Origin of the sequence: Micromonospora sp. DT68 (genome assembly GCF_049847245.1) — a bacterium.
Classification (GTDB): domain Bacteria; phylum Actinomycetota; class Actinomycetes; order Mycobacteriales; family Micromonosporaceae; genus Micromonospora; species Micromonospora profundi.
This window is the reverse complement of record NZ_JBNCNZ010000006.1, coordinates 91290-113064: the sequence shown is the minus strand read 5'-3', so window position 1 is coordinate 113064 and position 21775 is coordinate 91290. Positions and strand designations below refer to the sequence as shown.

21 protein-coding genes are annotated in these 21775 nt (G+C 70.3%); 11 read left to right on the top strand and 10 right to left on the bottom strand.

Going from position 1 to position 21775, the window contains the following annotated elements; all coding sequences use genetic code 11:
* The first annotated feature begins 16 nt into the window (after window positions 1-16).
* From ACPXB1_RS13215 to ACPXB1_RS13180, 8 genes are all read left to right on the top strand, one after another.
* On the top strand, window positions 17-991 hold the full coding sequence (locus ACPXB1_RS13215; RefSeq protein WP_425735331.1) for an NADPH:quinone oxidoreductase family protein: 975 nt from the start codon (window positions 17-19) through the stop codon (window positions 989-991).
* A 10-nt stretch (window positions 992-1001) separates the two neighbouring features.
* On the top strand, window positions 1002-1793 hold the full coding sequence (locus ACPXB1_RS13210; RefSeq protein ID WP_355591906.1) for an SDR family oxidoreductase: 792 nt from the start codon (window positions 1002-1004) through the stop codon (window positions 1791-1793).
* Entirely contained in the window at window positions 1786-2541 is a 756-nt protein-coding gene (locus tag ACPXB1_RS13205) for an SDR family oxidoreductase (RefSeq protein ID WP_425735330.1), read from the top strand. Before ACPXB1_RS13210 ends, ACPXB1_RS13205 begins: the two co-directional genes overlap by 8 nt.
* The gene (locus ACPXB1_RS13200) at window positions 2538-2990 is read left to right on the top strand and encodes a MaoC family dehydratase (protein ID WP_355591912.1); all 453 of its coding nucleotides are present in this window, start codon (window positions 2538-2540) and stop codon (window positions 2988-2990) included. The genes ACPXB1_RS13205 and ACPXB1_RS13200 overlap by 4 nt, the downstream gene beginning before the upstream one ends.
* Before the next feature lie 29 nt (window positions 2991-3019).
* Entirely contained in the window at window positions 3020-3787 is a 768-nt protein-coding gene (locus ACPXB1_RS13195) for an SDR family oxidoreductase (protein WP_355591915.1), read from the top strand.
* A gap of 1 nt (window position 3788) precedes the next feature.
* Window positions 3789-4814 carry a phosphotransferase family protein gene (locus tag ACPXB1_RS13190; RefSeq protein ID WP_355627728.1) on the top strand — a complete coding sequence of 342 codons (1026 nt, stop codon included), beginning with the start codon at window positions 3789-3791 and terminating at the stop codon, window positions 4812-4814.
* 148 nt (window positions 4815-4962) lie between these two features.
* Window positions 4963-6942, top strand: coding sequence for an acyl-CoA dehydrogenase (locus ACPXB1_RS13185; protein WP_425735329.1), 1980 nt, complete (start codon window positions 4963-4965; stop codon window positions 6940-6942).
* Between the two features lie 113 nt (window positions 6943-7055).
* Window positions 7056-7538 (top strand): hypothetical protein, encoded by a 483-nt coding sequence (locus ACPXB1_RS13180; protein WP_355591924.1) that lies wholly within the window; start codon window positions 7056-7058, stop codon window positions 7536-7538.
* A 29-nt stretch (window positions 7539-7567) separates the two neighbouring features.
* Here the strand turns inward: ACPXB1_RS13180 and ACPXB1_RS13175 are convergent, their stop codons facing one another.
* From ACPXB1_RS13175 to ACPXB1_RS13155, 5 genes are all read right to left on the bottom strand, one after another.
* Entirely contained in the window at window positions 7568-8284 is a 717-nt protein-coding gene (locus tag ACPXB1_RS13175; RefSeq protein ID WP_425735328.1) for an alpha/beta fold hydrolase, read from the bottom strand.
* 136 nt (window positions 8285-8420) lie between these two features.
* Window positions 8421-9488: a glycosyltransferase family 2 protein gene (locus tag ACPXB1_RS13170; RefSeq protein ID WP_355627723.1), complete on the bottom strand. Its 1068-nt coding sequence runs from the start codon at window positions 9486-9488 to the stop codon at window positions 8421-8423.
* Window positions 9489-9530: 42 nt separating this feature from the next.
* On the bottom strand, window positions 9531-11291 hold the full coding sequence (locus tag ACPXB1_RS13165) for a hypothetical protein (protein ID WP_425735327.1): 1761 nt from the start codon (window positions 11289-11291) through the stop codon (window positions 9531-9533).
* A gap of 343 nt (window positions 11292-11634) precedes the next feature.
* Window positions 11635-12459 (bottom strand): alpha/beta fold hydrolase, encoded by an 825-nt coding sequence (locus ACPXB1_RS13160; protein ID WP_355591935.1) that lies wholly within the window; start codon window positions 12457-12459, stop codon window positions 11635-11637.
* Window positions 12460-12755: 296 nt separating this feature from the next.
* Complete coding sequence (locus ACPXB1_RS13155; RefSeq protein ID WP_355591937.1) at window positions 12756-13763, bottom strand: 1-aminocyclopropane-1-carboxylate deaminase; 1008 nt, start codon at window positions 13761-13763, stop codon at window positions 12756-12758.
* Window positions 13764-13991: 228 nt separating this feature from the next.
* Between ACPXB1_RS13155 and ACPXB1_RS13150 the strand changes: the two genes are divergently transcribed.
* A complete protein-coding gene (locus ACPXB1_RS13150; protein ID WP_355591939.1) occupies window positions 13992-14885 on the top strand; it encodes an acetoacetate decarboxylase family protein in 894 nt (297 codons plus the stop codon).
* A 78-nt stretch (window positions 14886-14963) separates the two neighbouring features.
* On the opposite strand, the gene ACPXB1_RS13145 is transcribed toward ACPXB1_RS13150, so the two are convergent.
* The 4 genes from ACPXB1_RS13145 to ACPXB1_RS13130 all read right to left on the bottom strand — a co-directional run bounded on the left by ACPXB1_RS13145 (window position 14964) and on the right by ACPXB1_RS13130 (window position 18115).
* Complete coding sequence (locus ACPXB1_RS13145) at window positions 14964-15644, bottom strand: GntR family transcriptional regulator (RefSeq protein ID WP_355591941.1); 681 nt, start codon at window positions 15642-15644, stop codon at window positions 14964-14966.
* A gap of 126 nt (window positions 15645-15770) precedes the next feature.
* Entirely contained in the window at window positions 15771-16610 is an 840-nt protein-coding gene (locus ACPXB1_RS13140; protein ID WP_425735326.1) for an SDR family NAD(P)-dependent oxidoreductase, read from the bottom strand.
* Window positions 16611-16728: 118 nt separating this feature from the next.
* On the bottom strand, window positions 16729-17094 hold the full coding sequence (locus tag ACPXB1_RS13135; protein WP_355591945.1) for a nuclear transport factor 2 family protein: 366 nt from the start codon (window positions 17092-17094) through the stop codon (window positions 16729-16731).
* A gap of 208 nt (window positions 17095-17302) precedes the next feature.
* Window positions 17303-18115, bottom strand: coding sequence for a MerR family transcriptional regulator (locus tag ACPXB1_RS13130; RefSeq protein WP_425735395.1), 813 nt, complete (start codon window positions 18113-18115; stop codon window positions 17303-17305).
* Window positions 18116-18192: 77 nt separating this feature from the next.
* On the opposite strand from ACPXB1_RS13130, the gene ACPXB1_RS13125 reads away from it, so the two are divergent.
* Both ACPXB1_RS13125 and ACPXB1_RS13120 read left to right on the top strand, forming a co-directional pair.
* A complete protein-coding gene (locus tag ACPXB1_RS13125) occupies window positions 18193-18555 on the top strand; it encodes a hypothetical protein (RefSeq protein WP_425735325.1) in 363 nt (120 codons plus the stop codon).
* Between the two features lie 542 nt (window positions 18556-19097).
* Window positions 19098-19991, top strand: a complete 894-nt coding sequence (locus ACPXB1_RS13120) for an SDR family NAD(P)-dependent oxidoreductase (protein ID WP_355591949.1) — start codon at window positions 19098-19100, stop codon at window positions 19989-19991.
* A 36-nt stretch (window positions 19992-20027) separates the two neighbouring features.
* On the opposite strand, the gene ACPXB1_RS13115 is transcribed toward ACPXB1_RS13120, so the two are convergent.
* Window positions 20028-21767, bottom strand: a complete 1740-nt coding sequence (locus ACPXB1_RS13115) for a hypothetical protein (protein WP_355591951.1) — start codon at window positions 21765-21767, stop codon at window positions 20028-20030.
* Window positions 21768-21775: the final 8 nt, after the last annotated feature.

The window sequence follows — 21775 nt, the reverse complement described above, 5'->3', positions numbered from 1 at the left end:
ACGAGGAGGAGGTCGGATGAAGGCGTGGCAGGTGACCCGGCTGGGCGAGCCCGCGGACGTTCTGGAGTGGACCGACGTGCCGCAGCCCTCGGCACCCGACGGCGCCCTTCGGGTGGCTGTCGAGGCGGTGGCCCTGAACTTCCCCGACGTGTTGCTGTGCCGGGGCGAGTACCAGGACAAGCCGGCACTCCCGTTCACGCCCGGCGCTGAGGTGTGCGGGCGCATCGTGGACGGGCCGCGGGCCGGCGAGCGGGTGCTCGCCGCGCCCGAGCTGCCGTACGGCGGGCTCGCCGAGCAGGTGGTCGTGGCACCGCACCGGGTGTTCGTCATCCCTGACGACATGCCCGCCGAGAAGGCGGCGTCCATGCTGATCACCTACCAGACCGGGTACGTCGGCCTGCACACCCGCGCCCGCCTGCAACCCGGCGAGTGGCTGCTGGTGCACGCCGGGGCCGGCGGCGTCGGGTCGGCGGCGATCCAGATCGGCAGGGCCGCCGGTGCCCGGGTGATCGCCACGGCGGGCGGACCGGACAAGGTGCAGGTGTGCCGGGACCTCGGCGCGGAGGTGGTCGTCGACTACCTGGCGGAGGACTTCGTGCCTGTGGTCAAGGAGGTCACCGGCGGGGCCGGCGCGGACGTCATCTACGACTCGGTAGGCGGCGATGTCTTCGACAAGAGCCGCAGGTGCGTCGCCTTCGAGGGCCGGATCGTGGTGGTCGGCTTCGCGGGCGGCCGGATCGCCCAGGCGCCCACGAACCACGCTCTGATCAAGAACTACAGCGTCGTCGGCCTGTACTGGGGGCTGTACCACGTCAAGAACCCGGCCGTGATCGCCAGCACCCACGAGCGGCTTGTCGAACTGTGGCACAAGGGACTCGTCGATCCCCTGGTCAGTGAGGTGCTCCCGATGAGCGCCGCCCCGTCCGCCCTGGCCAACCTCGGCGACCGCCGCACCGTCGGCAAGGTCGTGCTCGTCAACAACCCCATCTGAGGACGTACCCATGAGTGAACAGGATCTGGTCCGCGGCCGGTGCGTGGTGGTCACCGGCGGCGGCAACGGTATCGGCCGGGCCATCGCCCGGAAAATGGCGGCCCAGGGCGCGCGCGTCGTCGTCGGCGACCTGGACTCCGCCGCAGCCGAACGGGTCGCGGCCGAGGTCGGTGGCGTCGCAGTGGGCGGCGACGTGTCGACCGACGAGGGCGTGGCACGGTTGCTGATCGCCGCCGCCGGACGGGTCGACATCTTCTTCGCCAACGCCGGAGTGGGTGTCGGAAAGGGCATCGACACGCCGGACGCCGACTGGCACACCGCCATCGAGGTGAACGTCCTTGCGCACGTCCGCGCGGCCCGCGCGCTGGTCCCCGGCTGGCTGGAGTCCGGCGGCGGCCGGTTCGTGGTGACCGCCTCCGCGGCGGGACTGCTCACGATGCTCGGCAGCGCGCCGTACTCGGTGTCGAAACACGCGGCCGTCGCGTTCGCGGAGTGGCTCTCGGTCACCTACGGGCATCGCGGCATCGCCGTCCAGGCGCTCTGCCCGCAGGGGGTGCGGACGAAGATGCTCGACGACTCGGGCGAGTTCCGGGATCTGCTGAGCCACGATGTCGCGCTGGAGCCCGAACAGGTCGCCGAGGTGGTCTGGGAGGCGCTGCACGACGACCGGTTCCTGATCCTGCCGCACCCCGAGGTGCAGCGGTACTACGAGACCCGCGCGGGCCGGACCGACGCCTGGCTGACCGGCATGCGCAAGCTCCAGAAGCGCTTCGACGACGCGGCGGTGACCCACAATGGCTGAGCGCAGGGTAGCTGTCGTCACCGGGGCGGCACGCGGAATCGGGGCGGCGGTGGCCACCCGGCTCGGCGCTGACGGTTTCGCCGTGGCCGTGTGGGACCTGGACGCCGACGGGTGCGACAAGATGGTGGCCGACCTGGGCGAGCAGGGCGTTCCGGCGTACGCGGTGGTGGCCGACGTGTCCGACGAGGCGGCAGTCGTCGCCGGTGTCGAGCAGATCGCGCAGCGGCTGGGGCCGCCGGTGGCACTTGTGAACAACGCCGGCGTCCTGCGTGACAACCTGCTGTTCAAGATGTCCTCCGCGGACTGGGACACGGTTCTCGGGGTGCACGTCCGGGGCGCGTTCCTGATGAGCCGGGCCGTCCAGGCGCACATGGTCAAGCAGCGGTGGGGGCGGATCGTCTCGTTGTCCAGCACCTCCGCGTACGGCAACCGCGGTCAGGCGAACTACTCGGCGGCGAAGGCTGCGCTGCAGGGCCTGACCAAGACGCTCGCCGTCGAGCTGGGCCCGTTCGGCATCACCGCGAACGCGGTGGCGCCGGGCTTCGTGCAGACCGAGATGACCGCCGCTACCGCGCGGCGGATCGGCCGCCCGTTCGACGAGCTGATCGCCGAGGCGGCCGCCGGCATCCCGTTACGCCGGGTGGGGCAGCCGCAGGACGTCGCCGAGGCGGTCTCGTTCTTCCTCGGGGAACGGGCCGGCTACATCAGCGGTCAGGTGCTCGACGTGGCGGGCGGGCCGGTGCGATGAGGGTCTTCAGCGGCATCGACGAGTTGCGCGCGGCTGTCGGCGAGCACCTGGGGCACAGCGACTGGCACCTCGTCACGCAGCAGCAGGTGAACACGTTCGCCGAGGCCACCGGTGACCACCAGTGGATCCACGTGGACCCGGAGCGGGCCGCCACCGGGCCGTTCGGCGCGACGATCGCGCACGGCTTCCTCACCCTGTCGCTGATCCCCACCCTGGCCGCGCAGGTGTACCGGGTGGACGGAATGAGCATGGGCGTGAACTACGGCTCGGACCGGCTGCGGTTCCCCGCGCCGGTGCCCGTCGGGTCGCGGATCCGTGCCGGGATCACCCTCACCGGTGTGCACGAGGCCCGTCGCGGTTTCCAGGTCACCTCGGACATCCAGATCGACCTGGAGACGGGCGGACCGCCGGCATGTGCGGTCGCCGCCATCTCGCTGCTCGTCCCCTGATCCGGAACTCAGAAACAGGAGCGAATCGCGTGCAGGATTCTTTTGAGGGCCGGACCGCCGTGGTCACGGGCGCGTCGCGCGGGATCGGTCTCGCCGTGGCCCGCCACTGGCACGAGCAGGGCGGGAACGTGGTGCTCACCGCCCGCACCGCCGAGGCCGCCGAGGCTGCCGCCGCGACGCTCGGCGAGCGGGCACTCGGCTTCGGCGCGCACGTCACCAACCAGGACCGCGCCCAGGCGTGCCTGGAGACCACACTGCAGCGCTTCGGTCGCATCGACCTGCTGGTGAACAACGCCGGCACCAACCCGGCGTTCGGGCCGGTGGTCGAGCAGGACCACGGGCGCTTCGCGAAGCTGATGGACGTCAACCTGTGGGGTCCGCTGCTGTGGACCTCGCTGGCCTGGCGGCTGTGGATGCGTGACAACGGTGGCGCGGTCGTCAACGTGGCGTCGCTGGGCGGGCTGGCGGTGAGCCCCGACCTCGGCCTGTACCACGTCTCCAAGGCCGCGCTGATCCACCTGACCCGGCAACTGGCTCTGGAACTGGCACCCGGGGTACGGGTGAACGCCGTCGCGCCGGGAGTGGTCCGGACCCGGCTGGCCGAGGCGCTGTGGAAGGAGAACGAGGCCGACGTGAACGCGGTGACACCGCTCGGGCGGATCGGCGAGCCCCTCGACGTGGCGGAACTGGTGGTCTTCCTGGCCTCCCGCTCGGCGTCCTGGATCACCGGGGAGACGGTCCTCGTCGACGGTGGGCAACTGCTCACCGGCTCCGCCGTCGAGCCGGTGAGCGCCTGAGATGACAGTGGATGTCACAGCGCTCGGGCGCTGGCTACGGCAGTCGGGGCAGGCAGTTGTCGAGCCGCTGACCGCGACCCGGATCGGGCTCGGCCAGTCCAACCTCACGTATCTGCTGACCGACGCGGCGGGCTGGCGAGCCGTGGCACGTCGGCCGCCGCTCGGGCACCTCCTCGCCTCGGCGCACGACGTCGCCCGCGAGCACCGCATCCTCGCCGCGCTGGGCCGGACCGACGTGCCGGTTCCCCGCGTCCTGGGTCTGTGCCGCGACGATCAGGTGGCCGACGTCCCGGTGCTGATCGTCGAGCACGTCGAGGGCCTCGTCGTGGACAGGGTGGAGACCGCTGCGGCGATGACGCCCGACCTGCGCCGCGCCGTCGGCCTGGAACTGGGCCGGGTGCTCGCCGACCTGCACGCCGTCGACCCGACCGAGGTGGGCCTGCACGATCTGGCCAGCCACTCCGCGTACGCGCCGCGACAGTTGAAACGGTGGTCCCGGCAGTGGGCTGCCAGTCGTACCCGTGAACTGCCCGAAGTGGAGAAGCTGACAGCCCTGCTGCACGACCGGATTCCCGAGCCCGGCGACCTGGTGCTCGTGCACGGCGACTTCCACCTGGTCAACCAGATCGTCGACCCGTCGTCCGGTGCCGTCCGCGCGGTACTGGACTGGGAGCTTTCCACTCTCGGTGATCCGCTGGCCGACCTCGGCAGCCTGCTCGCCTACTGGCAGGAGCCGGACGACCCGCCCCTGGGCCTGTTCAACGCCTCCCGCCTGCCCGGGTTTCCGTCAAGAGCCGAGGTGAGCGCCGCGTACGCCGAACGGTCCGGCCGTGACCTGGCCGCGCTGCCCTTCTGGCACGTGCTCGGCCTGTGGAAGGTCGCCATCATCCTGGAGGGCGTGTACCGCCGCGCACTCGACGAACCGGCGAACGCCGCGCTGCCGGGCTCTCTGCCGGACCGTGCCGTCGTCGACCGTCTCGTCGCCCAGGCCTGGTCCGTGGCTTACGAGACGGGGCTGGCCTACTGAACGGGGCGATCCCGCACGCGGGCGGGGTCAAACGTCGCACGATGGTGTCATGTTTCACCGTGGTCTTCCCGGGTGGGCCGCTGTGACCACCCGGTAGTCTTGATCGGGTCCAGACTGTACGCATATGTCCCGCACCGGAGGGGTGACCATGCCCGATCGCATCGACGTCACACGCCTGCAGGAGACGCTCGACGGGCCGTGGGCAAAGGTCCGCCACGAGCACCGGGAGCACCTCGACGAGCGCTTCCTTCCGGTGTACGGCGAGACAGGCGATCAGGCACGTGAGCGGATCACCCGCCTGCTCGGCGAACTCCCCGTCGAGTTGGGCATCGCGTCGGCGTTCCCCGCCGAGTACGGCGGCGGATCCGACGTGGGCGGCTCGATCGTCGCCACCGAGATGCTGGCCCAGGTCGACCTGTCACTGATGGTCAAGGCCGGCGTGCAGTGGGGCCTGTTCGGCGGAGCGGTCGCCGCCCTGGGCACCCGTCGACACCACGACGCCTACCTGCGGGACATCATCTCGGGCACGATCTTCGGCTGCTTCGCGATGACCGAGACCGGTCACGGTTCCGACGTCCAGCAACTGCGCACCACCTGCACGTACGACCCGCAGACGCAGACCTTCGACCTGCACACCCCGCACGAGGCGGCCCGCAAGGACTACATCGGCAACGCCGCCCGCGATGGACGGATGGCTGTGGTCTTCGCGCAGCTGATCACGAACGGTGAGGGGCACGGCGTACACGCGTGGCTGGTCCCGATCCGCGATGCCGAGGGCAATCCGCTTCCCGGCGTGACGATCGGCGACGCCGGGCCCAAGGCCGGTCTGCTCGGTGTCGACAACGGCCGGTTGAGCTTCGACCACGTACAGGTGCCCCGCGACATGCTGCTGGACCGCTACGGTCAGGTCGCCGAGGACGGGACGTACTCCAGCCCCATCGAGAACGACTCCCGCCGTTTCTTCACGATGCTCGGCACCCTGGTCCGCGGACGGGTCAGCGTGGGCGGCGCCGCGGCGGCGGCCACCAAGTCGGCACTCGCCATCGCGGTGCGCTACGGCGACATCCGCCGCCAGTTCGGCACGCCCGACTCCGACCGCGAGGTGCTGCTCAACGACTACCTGGCCCACCAGCGCAAACTGCTGCCCGCCCTGGCCACCACGTACGCGCTGCACTTCGCGCAGGCCGAGTTGGTCGCCGCGTTGCACGAGGTGCAGGGCAGTGACGGGCCGGTCGACGAGCACCGGCAACGTGAGCTGGAGTCCCGGGCGGCGGGTCTCAAGGCCGCGCAGACCTGGCACGCGACCCGCACGATCCAGACGTGTCGCGAGGCGTGCGGCGGCGCCGGCTACCTGGCCGAGAACCGGCTGCCCAGCCTGAAGGCCGACACCGACGTCTTCACGACGTTCGAGGGCGACAACACGGTGCTGCTGCAACTGGTCGCCAAGGGGCTGCTCACCGGCTACCGGGACGAGTTCGGCTCGCTGGACGGCTGGGGGCGCGCCTCGTTCGTCGCCGAGCAGGTCCGCGAGATGGTGCTGGAGCGCACCGCCGCGCGGTCGCTCATCGAACGGCTCATCGGCGCCGTGCCCGGCCGCGACGAGGAGGTCGCCGTCACCGACCGGGGCTGGCAGCTCAAGGCGTTCGAGGACCGCGAGAAGCACCTCCTGGACGGCGCGGTCCGCCGCCTGCGCGGTGGCGCGACCACGAAGAAGGACCGCCCCTTCGACATCTTCAACGACGTCCAGGACCACGTCCTCACCGTCGCCGCCGCGCACATCGACCGCGTCACCCTGGAGGCGTTCGTCGCCGGCATCGAGGACACCGCGGACCCGGCGGTCCAGGCGCTGCTCTCCCAGGTCTGCGACCTGTACGCCCTCAGCGTCATCGAGGCCAACAAGGGCTGGTTCCTGGAGCACGGCCGGCTCACCCCGGCCCGCGCCAAGGCGATCACCTCGGTGGTGAACGGTCTGCTCAAGGAGTTGCGCCCGCACATGCGCACGCTCGTGGACGGTTTCGCCATCCCGGACGCGTGGCTGCACTGCACGATGCTGCGCGAGGAACCACAGCGGCAGGACGCCATGGCAGCCCACGACGCCGCCGGCGATCCCCACGCGGCTGCGGCGTAGGGGAAGCCGCGTCACCGAGTCGGAGATCGGACGCACCGCACGGCGAGCGCAACCTCCGTGGACCGATGGGCGTGTTGTGAGAAATCGCCGCCCATGCCGATCCCGGAGGAACAATGACCCCGACCGCGCTCCGCGTCCTCGCGCCCGTCGCCCTACTGGCGGGTCTGGCGGCCTGCACCGGCACCTCCTCCCCCACCGCCGGGGCGAGCGCCACACCCACCCCTGGCGTGGCGCTGCCCTCGGCCACCGGCGACGCGGCACCGACCCGCAGCGCCGCATCGCCCACCGCCGCCGCCGGATCGCCGACGCCCGACACCGGCACGAAGATCTGTCCGGTCAGCGCGGCGACGCTGCAGCGGGCATCGGGGCTGGCGAGCAGCACCCACCGGATCGACCCCGATCAGATCAAGTGCGCCGGGCAGTGGGCCACGGCCGGTGTGATCGCCGTCGACCCCACGCAACAGGGCGACGGGGTGCTGCTCTTCACGTACGCCGACGGCAGGTGGAAGAAGCTCGGTGAGGGCAGCGCGCTGGAGTGCAGCCCCTTCGGCATCCCGCCGGAGCTCGGCGACCGGGTCGGCTGCCTCGACCGCTGAGAGGGCCGGTGCCACTGCTCGTGGACGCGTCAGCCACCCACGCCGCGGACCGCCTCGATGATCGTCTCGGCGACCTCGCTCGGTTGGGACACCGCCATCGCGTGGGACGCGCCGGCGACCTCACGCTGACCCCGGGCCGCCGCGCGTTCGGCCATGAACCGGTGCGCGGCGACCGGGATGTTCTTGTCGGCCTCGCCGAACACGAACCAACTGGGCAGCGATCGCCAGGCGGGGTCGCCGGTGAGCCCGTCGTTCAGTGCCTGCTCGGTGACAGGGCGCTGGGTCCGGGCCATCAGCGCGGCGACATCGTTCGACACGTCAGCGGCGAACTGCGCGTGGTAGCCGTCCTGGCCGATGGCCACCTCGTTACCGCCTGAGGACACCGGGTACTGCACGAGCGTGTCGGCAAGCGTGCTGCCGGGGAACTTCGCTGACAACGACAGCGCCGAATCGCCGGTGTCCGGTGCGAGGGCGTTCACGTACACGAGGGCTCGCACCGACGGATCGCCAGCCGCAGCCTGCGTGATCACCATGCCGCCGTAGGAGTGACCGACGAGAATGACCAGGCCACCGATCCCGCCCATCACATCCCGCAGGTACGCGGCGTCGGACGCGACGCTCCGCAGCGGGTTGGCGAGGGCCACCACGTTGTACGCGGCACCCAGGTGGTCGATCACGCCGTTCCAGCTCGCCGACTCGGCGAACGCACCGTGGACGAGGACGATTGTGGGCTGCGGATCGGACATGGCAGGCTCCTCACGTCGTGACTGTTCCACCCACCGGCCGCGGCGGTCCGCATGAATACCCAGGACGCGAAAGTGAAACCTCCCCCCTCCCCCCCCACCTGTGGCCGCCAGCCGTGCCCTGCGGGCAGGACGCCGGTCAGGGACCGGCCGGCCGGCCGCCCTCGGGGTCGCGTCGGGACGGATCCTCCGGGACCGGAACCGCCCGCCTGCCCGCCTCCGTCGACCGCGCCGTGTGCTGGGTCGGCAGCCGTGGGCCCTCGCCTGCCTCGTCGGCCAGCCGCTCGGTTTCCTGCACCAGGTAGTGCGGTCGGCGCTTGGTCTCGTAGTAGATCCGGCCGATGTACTCACCGATCACACCCAGGATCATCATCTGGATGCCGCCGAGCCCGATCACGCTGACGATGATGGTGGTGTAGCCCGGAACGTCGATGCCCTTCTCGATGGCGTCGGCGACCACCCAGGCCATGTAGGCCACCGCGATGAGGGTGAGGAACAGGCCGCCGTAGATCGCCAGGCGCAGCGGCCGGTTGTTGAACGACAGCAGGCCGTCGAAGGCGTAGTTGAAAAGTTTGCTGAGCGTCCACCTGCTCTTTCCCGTCTGGCGGGTCTCGTTCTGATGCGCCACCACCACCGTCCGGAACCCGATCCAGGAGAACAGGCCCTTGGAGAACCTGTTGTATTCCGGCATCGCCAGGATCGCGTCCACCGCGAGCCGCGACAGCAGCCGGAAGTCACCCGCGCCGTCCTGGAGGCGTACGTCGATCCACCAGTTGACCACCCGGTAGAAGGACCGGGAGGCGACCATCCGGATGAACCGGTCACCGCGCCGGTCCCGGCGGGCGATCACCTGGTCGAAGCCCTGCCGGTACAGCGCGACCATCTCGGGCAGCAGCCGGGGCGGGTGTTGGAGGTCGGCGTCCATGATGACGACCGCGTCGCCGGTGGCCCGTTGCAGGCCGGCGAGCATCGCCGCCTCCTTGCCGAAGTTGCGGCTCAGCGACGTGTAGCAGACGGCGGGGTCGGCGGCGGCGAGCCGGCGCAGCGCCGCGAGGGTACCGTCCTCGCTGCCGTCGTCGACGTACACCACCTCGATCTCCACGTCGGACAGGTCGGCGAGCGCGGCGGTCACGCTCTCGTGCAGCCGCTCCACCGACGCTTCCTCGTTGAAGCAGGGCACCACCACTGACAGACGCATCGTCGTCACCCCGCCCGGCCCGCGCGCGGGCCTCCGTCGGCACGCGGTCGGTCAGAGGCGGTAGACAAGCGCACCATCATGATCCTCCCGGGTGATGCCGAGCCCGTCCACGGGCCGGGTCTCGATACCCTCCCACGGCGTCCCCGCGGCGCGGCTCGGCACGGCCAGCACCGATCGGACGCCGATCCCCCGCAGGTACGCCACACTGCCCGCGTCGGGGAACGACGCCACAGCGATCCGGGTCTGCGCCTGGGTGACCGGCTCGAAGCCGCCCAGCCCGTTCGTCACCCGGGGAAACCCGTCGGTCGTCCACAGCATGACCGTCAGGTCGCCCACACCGCCGGCAGGGAGCACGAGCATCGGCTCCGGCGCCGCCTGCATCGCGGCCGGCGGCCGTGGCACCGTCGGGTGGGGCGTCCGGTTGACACCCTCCAGGGTGACGAGGGCCAGCGGCACCAACAGCACCACCGGCATGAGCATCCGCGTCCAGCTCCGAGGCGACGACTGGCCGGACGCCGGGTCAGACGCCGGGTCGGACGACCGGTCTGGCGGCTGCTCCGACGGCGGGTCAGACGACTGGTCCGACGTCGGGTCCGATGCCTTTTCCGACGACGGTGCCAGCGCGGTCACCAGCCCGGCGGCCAGCACCGCCAGCAGCAGGCTCGTCCAGTGCATCATCCGACCCGGCGTACGCAGCGCATCCCAGCCGGGCAGGAGCGTGGACAACGTCAGGTAGCCGGGATCCCCGTCGCCGCCGAGGGTCGCGCCCAGGCCCAGCAACACGGTGCCGAGCACGCCGAGCCCCAGCGCGATCCGGTGCCGGAACGGGAACGCCGAGACGAACAGCCCCGCCGCTGCCAACCCGATGACTGTCATCCCCGGCAGCAGCGCCATCTCCGGCGGCCAGGACAGCTGCTCCCGTGCGGCGGCGTGGCGCTCGCCCCACAGCCACGAGTCCGCTGGCGCGGTGACGAAACCGATGAGCGGAGGCGAGAACATCTTCGTCCAGTCCAGCGTCCGCTCGGCCTGCGGATTGAGGTCGACCACCCGCAGGTAGACAAGGCCGAGCAGCAGCGTCACCGCTCCGAAGATGGCCCCACCGCCCAGGTCCGCGAGCAGCAGTCGCCGGCCGAACGGCGGGCGTTCCCGCTTGCGCCACCACGACCAGCCGTAGCAACCGGCCGCCACGAGCACCGCGGCCAGCAGGAAGTAGACGAGCGGCAGCCCGATGCCGAAGCCGAGACTGATCTGCCAGGCGGCGACGAGCCAGCCGGCAAGTGCCCAGCCGGGGCGTCGTCGCTCCGGCCGGTATCCGTGGCGCAGCGACCAACCGTGGCCACGGGCCAGCATCGCCAGGGCCAGCGCGATTCCCCCGCTGGACAGGATGTTCAGGTGGCCGGAGTGCGCCAGCCGCCACGGCGCGTACGCCCACGCGATGCCCGCGAACGCCCCGCCCCACCGGTTGGCCCCGAGCTGCCGGGCCAGCGCGTACGCGCCGAGGAAGGCAAGCGCGTGCAGCAGCACGTAGAGCACGTTGTACCTGATGACGGCGGCCTCGAAGCCGGAGCCGAGCATCCCGAACGGGGCGTACCCGAGCAGGGTGTCGCTGTAGGCGTACGTGTATCTCTCCGGATAGAACGTGTTGGAATTCCAGAGGTTGGTGGGGTCGCTGAGCAGAGCGTGCCCGGACCAGGCGACCTGCCAGGCCTGCAATGTCGGGTCGCCGAGGTCGCCGGGGATCGTGGTCGCCGGGTGTCGCAGCGTCGGCCAGGTCAGCACCACCGCCAACAGCAGACTGCCAAGCGTCGCCATTGTCCATTCCAGGCGGGGCCAGCGCCATCGACCCCGATCGCCAGGTCTCCGGTCATCGGAGGCCTGCTCGGGTTTCGCGTGCTCGTCTGTTGGTGGGGCGCCGGTCGACCGGGTTGTCATGAAATAGATGATCCGCAATCCTCTCGACCTTGTCCATCGGCTGTCCGAGTCGTGGATCCACGCACGGTAGGCGGTCCGCACGATATCGGTCGAGGAGCACCCTCGGTGCGGCGAACGGCGGTCCACGGAGACCGACCCCGGCCAGATCCCCACAAACCCGGCCGGGGTCAGCTCCACCCCCTGAGAAACGCCATGCGGTGTACGGCTGCGCTCGCGACCGCCGCTACGAGGTGATGAAGTCCAGCAGGTCGGCGTGGAACCTCGCCTGGTAGGGGCTGCCGACGATGCCGTGCGGCGCACCCTCGTACACCTTCAGCGTCGCGTCCTTGAGCAGCTCGGCGGTCTTCACGCCGGAGATGGCGACCGGCACGATCTGGTCGTCGTCGCCGTGCACCACCAGGACCGGGATGTCGATCGTGGGGAGGTCGGAGCGGAAGTCGCTCTCCGAGAACGCGGCGATGCAGTCGTACGCGGCCTTCAGGCCCACCTGCATGCCGGCCAGCCAGAAGGCGTCGCGCGTGCCGTCCGAGATCGTGACGCCCTCGCGATTGGCGTTGTAGAACGCGGTGGGCAGGTCCTTGTAAAACTGCGAGCGGTCGCTCTCCACGCCCTCCCGGATGCTGTCGAACGTCTCGATGGGCGCGCCCTGCGGGTTGTCAGCGGTTTGCAGCAGGAACGGCGGCACCGCACCCAGCAGCACGGCCTTTGACACTCGGCCGGTACCGTGCCGACCGAGGTAACGGACCACCTCGCCACCGCCTGTCGAGTGACCCACGAGCACGGCGTCCCTGAGGTCGAGCTCCTGGATCAGCGCCGCGAGATCGTCGGCGTACGTGTCCATGTCGTTGCCGTTCCAGGGCTGCCCGGACCGGCCGTGACCACGGCGGTCGTGGGCGATGCCGCGGAAGCCGTTGTCCGCGACGAGCCGGAGTTGAGCGTCCCAGGCGTCGGCGTTCAACGGCCAGCCGTGGCTGAAAACGACAGGCCGGCCCGATCCCCAGTCCTTGTAGAAAATCGGCGTGCCGTCGAAAGCGTTTATCGTGGCCATCGAACCTCCTCGGTCGGATCTTTCCGACGAGACTGCCGGCCAGAGGCGCCGCCGGGCATCTGCCATTTGACTGTGAACCCCCGCTCCGGCCGGACCCGGAACCTGCCTTACGGCTTGCAGGACCTGCTGGGTGCCAGCGAGGCGGTGCTGAGCGACACCACGTCACCGTTGAGCAGAACCAGCAGTTGATCTACCGAATACGGTCGTTCGACCGTAGGCTGACCCACGTCCACGTCACTCACGGCCACGGCGACCACCTCTTCGGCCTGAGCAAGAGTCGGAGGGGACGTCAAGGGCTACTCGAACACGGTGCTGTAGGCGTTTATCGCAGGCTGGCCGCCGAGGTGCGCGTACAGGACGTTCGAGTTCCGGGGGATCTCGCCGTTGCTGACGAGGTCGATCAGCCCGGCCATCGACTTCCCCTCGTACACCGGGTCGATGATCACGCCTTCGAGCTGGCCGGTGAGCCGGACGGCGTCCAGTGTGGACTGCACGGGGATGCCGTAGAGGTCGCCGGCCCAGCCCTCCAGCACGGTGATCTCGTCGTCGCGCAGGTCACGGCCGAGCCCGATGAGTTCGGCCGTGTTGCGGGCGATCTTCGCCACCTGGGTCCGGGTTGCGTCGATAGTGGCGGAGGCGTCGATGCCGAGCACCCGCCTCGGCCGGTCCTGACCGGCGAAACCGGCGATCATGCCGGCGTGGGTGCTGCCGGTCACGCTGCACACGATGATCGTGTCGAAGAAGACGCCGAGCTCACGTTCCTGCTGCTGCACCTCGTAGGCCCAGTTCGCGAAGCCGAGACCGCCGAGCGGATGGTCGGACGCGCCAGCCGGGATCGCGTACGGTGTGCCGCCTGCGGCGCGAACGTCGTCGAGGGCCTCGTGCCAGCTCTGCTTGAAGCCGATGCCGAAACCGGCCGGCGCGAGGCGTACGTCGGCGCCCATGATCCGTGACAGCAGGATGTTGCCGACCTTGTCGTTGACCGGGTCGGGCCAGTCCACCCATCTCTCCTGGACGAGGACGGCCTTGAGCCCCGCACGGGCGGCGACAGCGGCCACCTGACGGGTGTGGTTGGACTGCACTCCACCGATGCTGACGAGCGTGTCGGCGCCCTGCTTCAGCGCGTCCGGAAGCAGGTACTCCAGCTTGCGGGTCTTGTTGCCGCCGTAGGCCAGGCCACTGTTGCAGTCCTCGCGCTTCGCCCAGATCCGGGCACCGCCAAGGTGCGCGCTGAGCCGGTCCAACGGGTGGATGGGGCTGGGGCCGAACAGCAGCGGGTAACGCTCGAACGCGTCGAGGGGCATGTCGTTCCTTCCACAGGATTCCGAGCTGGGAGCGGCTCGCGAGAACAGGAGAGTCAGATCAGGCGAGGCAGCCGGATCGGGTCGCCTCGCCGCCGACGTCACCAGCGATCGACATGCAATATATTGCGTTCCACTCTGCGCCTGTCAAGGAGTTGGAAGAGACGACGCATGAACCCCTGGACCTTCATCGCGTCATCCAGGTGGACGTTGACAAACGGAAGGACCAGGATGGACAAGAACCTTCAACGGCGCGCCGTGCTCGCCGCGATGGCGGGCACCACTGTCGGTCTCGCGGCGTCGGCACCAGCCGGCGCGAGCGCCACCCCGACGCCGGCCGAGCGACTGAAGGGCTACACCTATCCGCTCAGCCCACGCGGCGTGGCAAACCTGGCCGGCAAGCCGCCGTGGCACTACGTTGGCGACGCCGTCGGCGTGGAGTTCTGGACCAGCCCGGAGGCTGCCAACGCCTCCCTGCCCACCGGCCTCGACCCGGATCCGGCCAACCCCGGTCACGGTTACGCCGTGTTCATCGACTGGCAGTTCAACGGCGCCGACGACGACTACCTCGACCCACCCTTCAGCCAGTATTCGGAGTTCCTGGTGCTGCTCGACGCGCAGTGGCAGGGCACCCCGGTGGCCTGGTGCCCGTACATCTGGGTGGACAACGACGCCTCGCTCGCGCGTGGCTGGGTGCAGGGATTCCCCAAGAAGATCGGCTCCATCCAGCAGACCCGAGCCTTCGCCATCAACAGTCCTGCCGCGCCGGCGGTCGGCAAGGGTGGCCGCTTCGCGGCGGTCATGTCCGCCGGTGGCCGGCGCCTGGCCGAGACCACGGTGACTCTCGACCGGACCGCGGACCGGCTGCCCGCGCTGACGCGCCCGCTCGTCAACCTGCGCCACTTCCCGCGACTCTCCGCCGGGCAGCACGACAACCCTGCCGTACACGAGCTGACCATGTCGGTGCTCGACAACCTGAAGTTCGCGAACACCTGGGTCGGCACAGGCGACTTGCGATTCCTGCCCGCACCCCGGGAGGAACTCGCGGATCTCACGCCGAGGCGGGTCGGCGTGGGATTCCGCGGCTCGCTGTCCTACACCGTCAACGACCTGCGCATCCTGTGAGGAAAGCCGGGGACTGACGGCACCGCGGCCGAGTCTGTTCCGCCCCTGGGAGGGGCGGAACAGACGGAGCCGATGCGCTCAGTGCGCGGGCGGATCGTCGGACTTCCCGCACTCGAAGAGCGGATCCAGACTCAACCAGTTGTCCCGGGCGGCCAACGCGGCCCGCTCAGCGTCGCCGGCCGCACAGAGATCGATGATGCGGTCGTGCAGGGCCACCGAGTCGCGCCCGTTCAGCGAGGAGAAACGGAGCCGTTCGAGCCGGCGCAGAATCGGCGTGAACTGCTCCAGCACCGAGGCGATCGCCGAATTGGCCGAAGCCGTCACAGTGACGCAGTGAAATTCGTCGTCCGAGGCGATCGCCGCGTCGACATCGCCCGCGTGCAGAGCTTCCGCGAACCGCCGGTTGGCCGCCCGCATCGTCTCGATCTCCTCGGACGACAGATTGGGCACCGCCTGACGTACGGCAAGCTCGTGCATCGCCGCGGTGACCGACTGCGCCGCGCGGGCGGCCTGGACGTCCAGTGGAGTGACCATCGTGTACCGGCCGGGCTTGGTGTGGACCAGGCCCGCCTCCTCCAGCCGGGCCAACGCCTCGCGCACCGGGGTGCGGCTCACCCCGAGCCACTGCGCCAACTCCGCGTCGTTGAGCCGCTCCCCCGGCGCCAGGGTGCCGTCGACTATCGCGTCACGGATGGTCCGGAACGCATTTTCCCGCAGTAGGGCACGCGGGATGACACCCTGACGCTTGGGGATCGGCATGCAACATATTCCACACCGCGATGAACCAACCGTCAACGAGGGGCTCACCACTACTGAACAGCGTCAATCCAACGGCGCGACTCCGTTTCGCCGCCCCGACGGCGCGTCCACCATTTCCGCTGCCCTTCAGGCGCCGGGAAAGTCGGCACCCCGGGAGAGCGTTTCGGAGGCGCGGACGTCGGCGAGGGTGTCCTCGAGCGTGGCGACGACAGCGTCGAATCCGGCGCTGCCGAGGACGAGCCGGCGCGGAGGCGCGTCCTGGACCATGGCCGCCAGCACCGCGCGAACACCACGCTGCGGGTCACCGGGCTGGTTACCGTCCTCGTCGATCATGGCCTTGCGGACGTACTCGAGCATCGGCAGGTACTCCGTGATGGTCTCCTGAAGGGCCTCGTCGGCGAAGCCGGCGTAGGCGCGGGTGCGGAAGGCGCCGGGCTCCACCGCCAGCACCCGGATGCCCAGCGGCGCGACCTCCGCGCGGAGGACCTCGGTGACGGCTTCGAGCGCGAACTTGGAGGCGCTGTAGTAACCGAACCCGTCGATGCCGCGCAGCCGCGCCACCGAGGACATGTTGATGATCCAGCCGCTGCCCCGGGCACGCATGCCGGGAAGGACGCCCCGGATGACCGACAGCACGGCGAAGAAGTTCAGCTCGAACATGCGACGGACGTCGGCGTCGGCCATGCCCTCGATCGACCCGCACCAGCCTCGTCCCGCGTTGTTCACCAGCACGTCGATGCCGCCGAAGTGCTCCTCGGCCGCGCGCACGGCCTGCTCGACGGCCGTCGGATCGGTGACGTCCAGGGGCAGGACCAGGACGCGGTCGCCGTGCCGCTGCGCCCACTGGCGCAGCTCGTCGGGCCGGCGCACTGTCAACGCCACACGGTCGCCGTTGTCAAGCGCGGCCTCGGCGTATGCCATGCCGAACCCGCCCGGGGTGCCGCCGGTGATGAACCAGGTCTTCATTGCGTGTGTGTTCCTTGCCTGAGAAGAGGCACCGGTGACCGGCTGACCGGCCCGCAGCGCCCACGAATCGTCAACCCTCTCCTCGGGAGAGGGTCAAGGGACGGTGGCGGCGTCGCCGCTACGGTTCGATCACCAGCCGGCGGATCAGAGCGCCCTCCAGGTCGAACCGGTAGTGCAGGTCGGCCGACCCTCCCGGGAAGTTCCCCTCCAGGTGCTGCACCACATCGATCTGCCCCTCCCCTGTCCGGGAAGCACCGACGAACTCCGTGGTGTACGTGTACTCGCTGGCCCCGTTGTCCAGCCAGAACCGGATCTCGTCGCGGCCCCGGTGGGTGCGGCCCTCGTCGGTCACCTCGGCGTCGGCGGCGAAGGCGCTGATCGCGGTCTCCGTGTCACGGGCCTGGTGCGCGGGAAGGTACGCCGCGATCGGGGCCGGAAGTTCGTCCCAGGAGATGACGGCGCCTCGGCCTGCGTTCGTTTCCATGTCTCCACCGTCAGGTCTCCCCCGGCGGGAGAGTCAAGAGCGTGACCCGCTCCACCCGTCCCGACCCTCGCGTCAGCCGGCCGGCATCCCCGGCAGGACGGCAGCCAACTCGGCCACTGTCAGCGGGGCGAGGTGCAGGTGGGTGCCGGAATCCCTCGCCTCGACAGTGGTGGCCAGCGCCGCCGCGCAGCCCTGTCGACTCAGGGGGTCAGGCGGAGGTTACGCGGAAGACCGGCCAGCCCAACTCGGTGCGCCACCGCCCGGGGTCGCCGGTGTCCCGGGGACCGGCGAGGTACGTCTCGTGGACCGGCCCTGCGACACCCAACGCGTGGGAGACCACCCACGCACCGAGGCGGCCGTAGGTGACGTCGATGTCGTCATGTGACCCCTGGTGGACGGCCACGGCGAGATCGACCGACGGCAACTCGACGACCTCGATCCGGCCTCTGGCGCGCGGGTCGCGCACCGGCCGGAAGACCGTCATGACGCCTGCTCCGTCGGTGAACAGTTCGTTGTCGTACCGCCCGCCGGAGGGCCCGCTGCGCTCGGCGGGCGGAAATGCCTCGTCCAGCTCGTCCATCGCCGCGTCGAACCAGGCGAGCGCGTCCTCCTGACGGACCTGCTCACGGATGGCGGCCACGGTCCTGGCGGGCACGGACCGCAGGTCGACGTCGAGCGCCGCAGCGTCCGGGTGCAGCAGTTGGCGCAGCGACACGACGGCGGCGCGCGTGCGGTCGAGTTCGGCCTCGAGTCGCCGCAGGTGACCCGATATGAGCTCGGCGCGCTGTGTGGTGTCGTCCGTCGCGAGGATCGACTTGACCTCGGCCAACGGCACATCGAGCTGACGGAGTCGGTGGATGACCTGTGCGGTAGCGATCTGGTCGGGCAGGTAGTACCGGTAGTTCGTGTGCGGGTCCACCGTCGCGGGCTCCAACAGGCCGGCCTCGTGGTAGCGGCGCAGCGTCCGCACGCTCAGGTGGCTCACTGTGGCGAACTCGCCGATGGTCAGGCCCTTTCGCATCGTCACAGTGTCCATCCTCGGGCCGGTACGACCGCACCGGCGCCCTTTCCTACTCGGATCGTCGATGGCGTTGCGGGTTGAACCAGCACGCCGACAGCACTGCGCTGCTGGCCACGGTCAAGCCGGCGACGGTGCATTCTCTTACCTATGCTGAGATGCCTCCTGAATTGATGTCCGTGCGGAGTTACCGGTCAGAGAACGTTCTCAGCCCAGCCGTACGCGCCATCATCACCTTTGCTCGCGCAACTGTCGCGGACAACGCTATGAAGTGTGACGAGATAGACAGAATCCTATCCGGCCAGATTGAAACATCGCGGCCTGACAGCCGTAGCATCACGGGCGTGGTCCCCGACCCGACTGGCTATCAGGGCACTGCCTGTCATGCCGGTGCCATCGGCCCGGTCCTGCGCGGCGACGACGGGCCCAGCAGCACAATCTGAGAGCCGCCGAGCGACTGACAGCGGCACGCCGCCGTGGAGGATCTCGTCGAGCAGGAGGCCAGCGTTGGCCTCCCGTCGGCACCGAGATGGGCAGCCCTCCGGTCGCCGTTCCCACCGAGCCGGCCCTGCTCGATGCCCCGCCGCCCATGCTCGCGGGCGTCCTCAGCGCGGGCTCGCGGCCGGGCGGCGCGACCGGGCGAAGGTATGCGAGCATTACGCCACGACTCATTACTACGCGGCGTGTCGCGCCGAGCTCACGGCACCCGCGCGCAGGTTCGACGACGCGCCGCGCGCTTGTCTATTCCGACGACACGCCCATGCCCTCGTCAGCCAAGCCGACGATGACCAGAGCGGCAGGTGGCACCGACCGATTTCCCGTGTACGAGCAGGTGCTTGGCTTGATTTAATTGACTTAACAAATAGGCGAATCCGGATGGTAGTGTCGCGGTAACAGCTTGCTATCCAGCCAGCCACCTAGACTCTCCCAGTACGCCGAACACCGAAGGGGGCTGCATGACGGCCAGGCAGCCGCACCACATCCGATGACCCGTGGGATCTCACTGGACGACGCTACGCGCCAGGATGGGCCCAGGGGTGACCAGCCCGCCTTGAGCGAAGGCGGGGACAGCGGTCGCGCGGTGGCGCGCCGCAGCCCGAGAACACGGAAGCGGGCACCCGCAGGATCCCCAGCGTTGTACGTCGCCTGGCCGGCCGAGTCGCCGCCCTCGTCGCCCGAGCCGGAGGACGGCAGGGTCGCGCTCGTCAGTGGAGGCAACCGCGGGCTGGGGCTTCAGGTCGTCCGAATGCTCGCTGAACGCGGCATGCGCGTGGTGTTGGGCAGCCGCTCGGTGGAGAGCGGCCGTGACGCGATCGAGTCCCTGGGTGACCTCGCGGACCGGGTCGCGGTCCGCCAACTGGACATCACCAACCCGGACAGTGTCGCTGCGCTCACGTCATGGATGGACCGGCGGCTCGGGCGATGCGACGTACTTGTCAACAATGCCGCCGTGCTCCTCGACGACGACGACATCGACGCCACCGCCGTCGACCTGGACGTGGTGGTCAGCACCCTGAACACCAACCTGCTCGGCACGTGGCGGCTCACCCAGGCCGTCGTGCCTCTCATGCGGGCCTGCGGGTACGGCCGGATCGTCAACATGTCCAGCGACGGTGACGGCGTTCCACCGCTGGGGCGCGGTCTGCCTGCGTACCGACTGTCCAAGGCCGCGGTCAACACGTTGACCCGCATGCTCGCCGCCGAGCTGGCCGACGACGGCATACTGGTCAACGCCTGCACCCCGGAACGCGCGGGCATCCTGACCGGACGGGCCGTTCCCCCCACGCCACTCGCCTCGGCGGCGGTGTGGCTGGCCACCCTGCCCGACGGCGGACCCACCGGCGGCTTCTTCAGGGGATTCTCGGCCGTCGAGAGGTAGCCGCCACCAGCCGGAGCCGGCGGCGGCCCACAGCGCCTATTCCACCGAGCCCTGCTCGACGACGTCGAAGACCAGACCACTCGAACCCTCGCCGCGCCCCGGCCGCTTCCGACGGCCGATCCAGGTGTGTGTCGACCCGTCCGACCAGCGTGCCCGCTGGTGTACGCGTGTGACGTGCAGCCCCTCGCGCGGCACCTCCTCCGAGTGGATCGTCAGGTCGCGCCCTGGTTCCAGGAGTTCGCCCCGCGGCCGGGGGTCGACCGTGTGCCCCGCGTCGTGTCGGGGCACGCTGCCCCGGCGCAGCAGGTAGGCGCCCCGCGCCGGTTCCACGGGCAGCAGCGGGAACCAGTGCTCGGGCACACTGGTGGCCAGCCGGTAGTGGTCGGCCCCCGCCGCGCCGGAGCCCACCGCCGGGCCGCCGGAGCCCGTCGGAGCGCTGGCGCCGGCCAGGTCCGCCGTCTCGTGCCGGCGTACCCGGCGGCCGGTCGCCCCCGCCACAGTGGTCTCCACCGCCCACGCGACGTTCGCCATCTCGTCCCGAAACAGGCGGACCTCCTCCACCGGCTCGGCCTCCAGGCTGTCGGCGATCGCAGGGGCGACCAGGAATCGGTCCGAGCGCCCACCTGTCGCCGCCCCCGGGCCGGTGACGGTGTGCCGGAACAGGCTCCAGTCCTGACCGTCGCCGGGCAGCGCACCGGCGGGGCGGATCAGGGTCCGGAAACCGAAGGTGTCGGTGACCACCAGCGACCCGATCCGCACCACGGATGCCACCGGCAGGGTCAGCGGCAGCAGGTACCAGTCGTTGCTGTAGACGGTGGCGTATTCCACGAGCAGCAGCCGGGACAGGTCGGTGGGCTCGGCCTCGACCCGGCCGTAGTCCACCCGCGCGTCCTCGAACTCCCACCAGCGCGCCGCCGGCATACCCGGATAGCCGGCCGGGGCCGGTAGGACGGTCCGGACGATCTCCTCGACCGGCGCCTCGGTCGGATCGGCCGCCGGCAGTGTGGCGCCCGTGTCCACGCTGAAGGAGTACCAGTCGAGCCGGCCGCCGTCGTACTCGGGCGCGGAGAATACAGTGTCGGCTCCGCCGGAGCGGGCCGCCACCTCGAACCGGTACTCCATCCTGGACGGATCCCAGGCCGGCGGCGTCGTCTCCGTTTCGTCGTCGTCGAGCCCGAGCGAGTCGAGCCAGGCCAGCCACGACCGGGCCCGGGACCGCAACGCACGCAGGTCCGCGAAGGCCACCGTCACCCGAGTCGGCGGCGTGCCGTTGTCGGCCAGGGCGCGCAGCTCCGGCAGCAGTTGGGCGCCGCTCGGCGTCCGCCGTGCCAGCACCGACAGCCAGCGCCGGCTCTGCGGGTCCAGTGAGCCGCCGTCGTCGACGGTCAGCGGGTACGCCTCGGCGAAGCGGTCCCGGTAGCCGGCCAGCGGCTGATCTCTGCCGAGCAGCCGCAGGAAGTGCTGGCCGGCGCGGGCCGCGATCCGCAGGTCGGTGAGCCGGCCGGGAGAACCGGCCTCAACGGCCGTCTCCAGTGGACGACCACGGTCGTACGGTCGCGCGGTTCCGCCGAACGGACGGTAACGGGTCACCGGCGCGACCTCCGCCTGGAGGCGCACCGACACCGGCGAACCGGCGTCCTCGCCGGTGAACTCGCCCAACTGCCACTGCCGGGCGAGCATCCAGAGCGGGTCGTGGACGCGGGCTTGCAGACCGGGGGCGAGGTCGTCGCTGCGGGCGCCCGGTTCGAGCCGGGTCCATGAGGTGACAGAGGGCATCCTGGGTT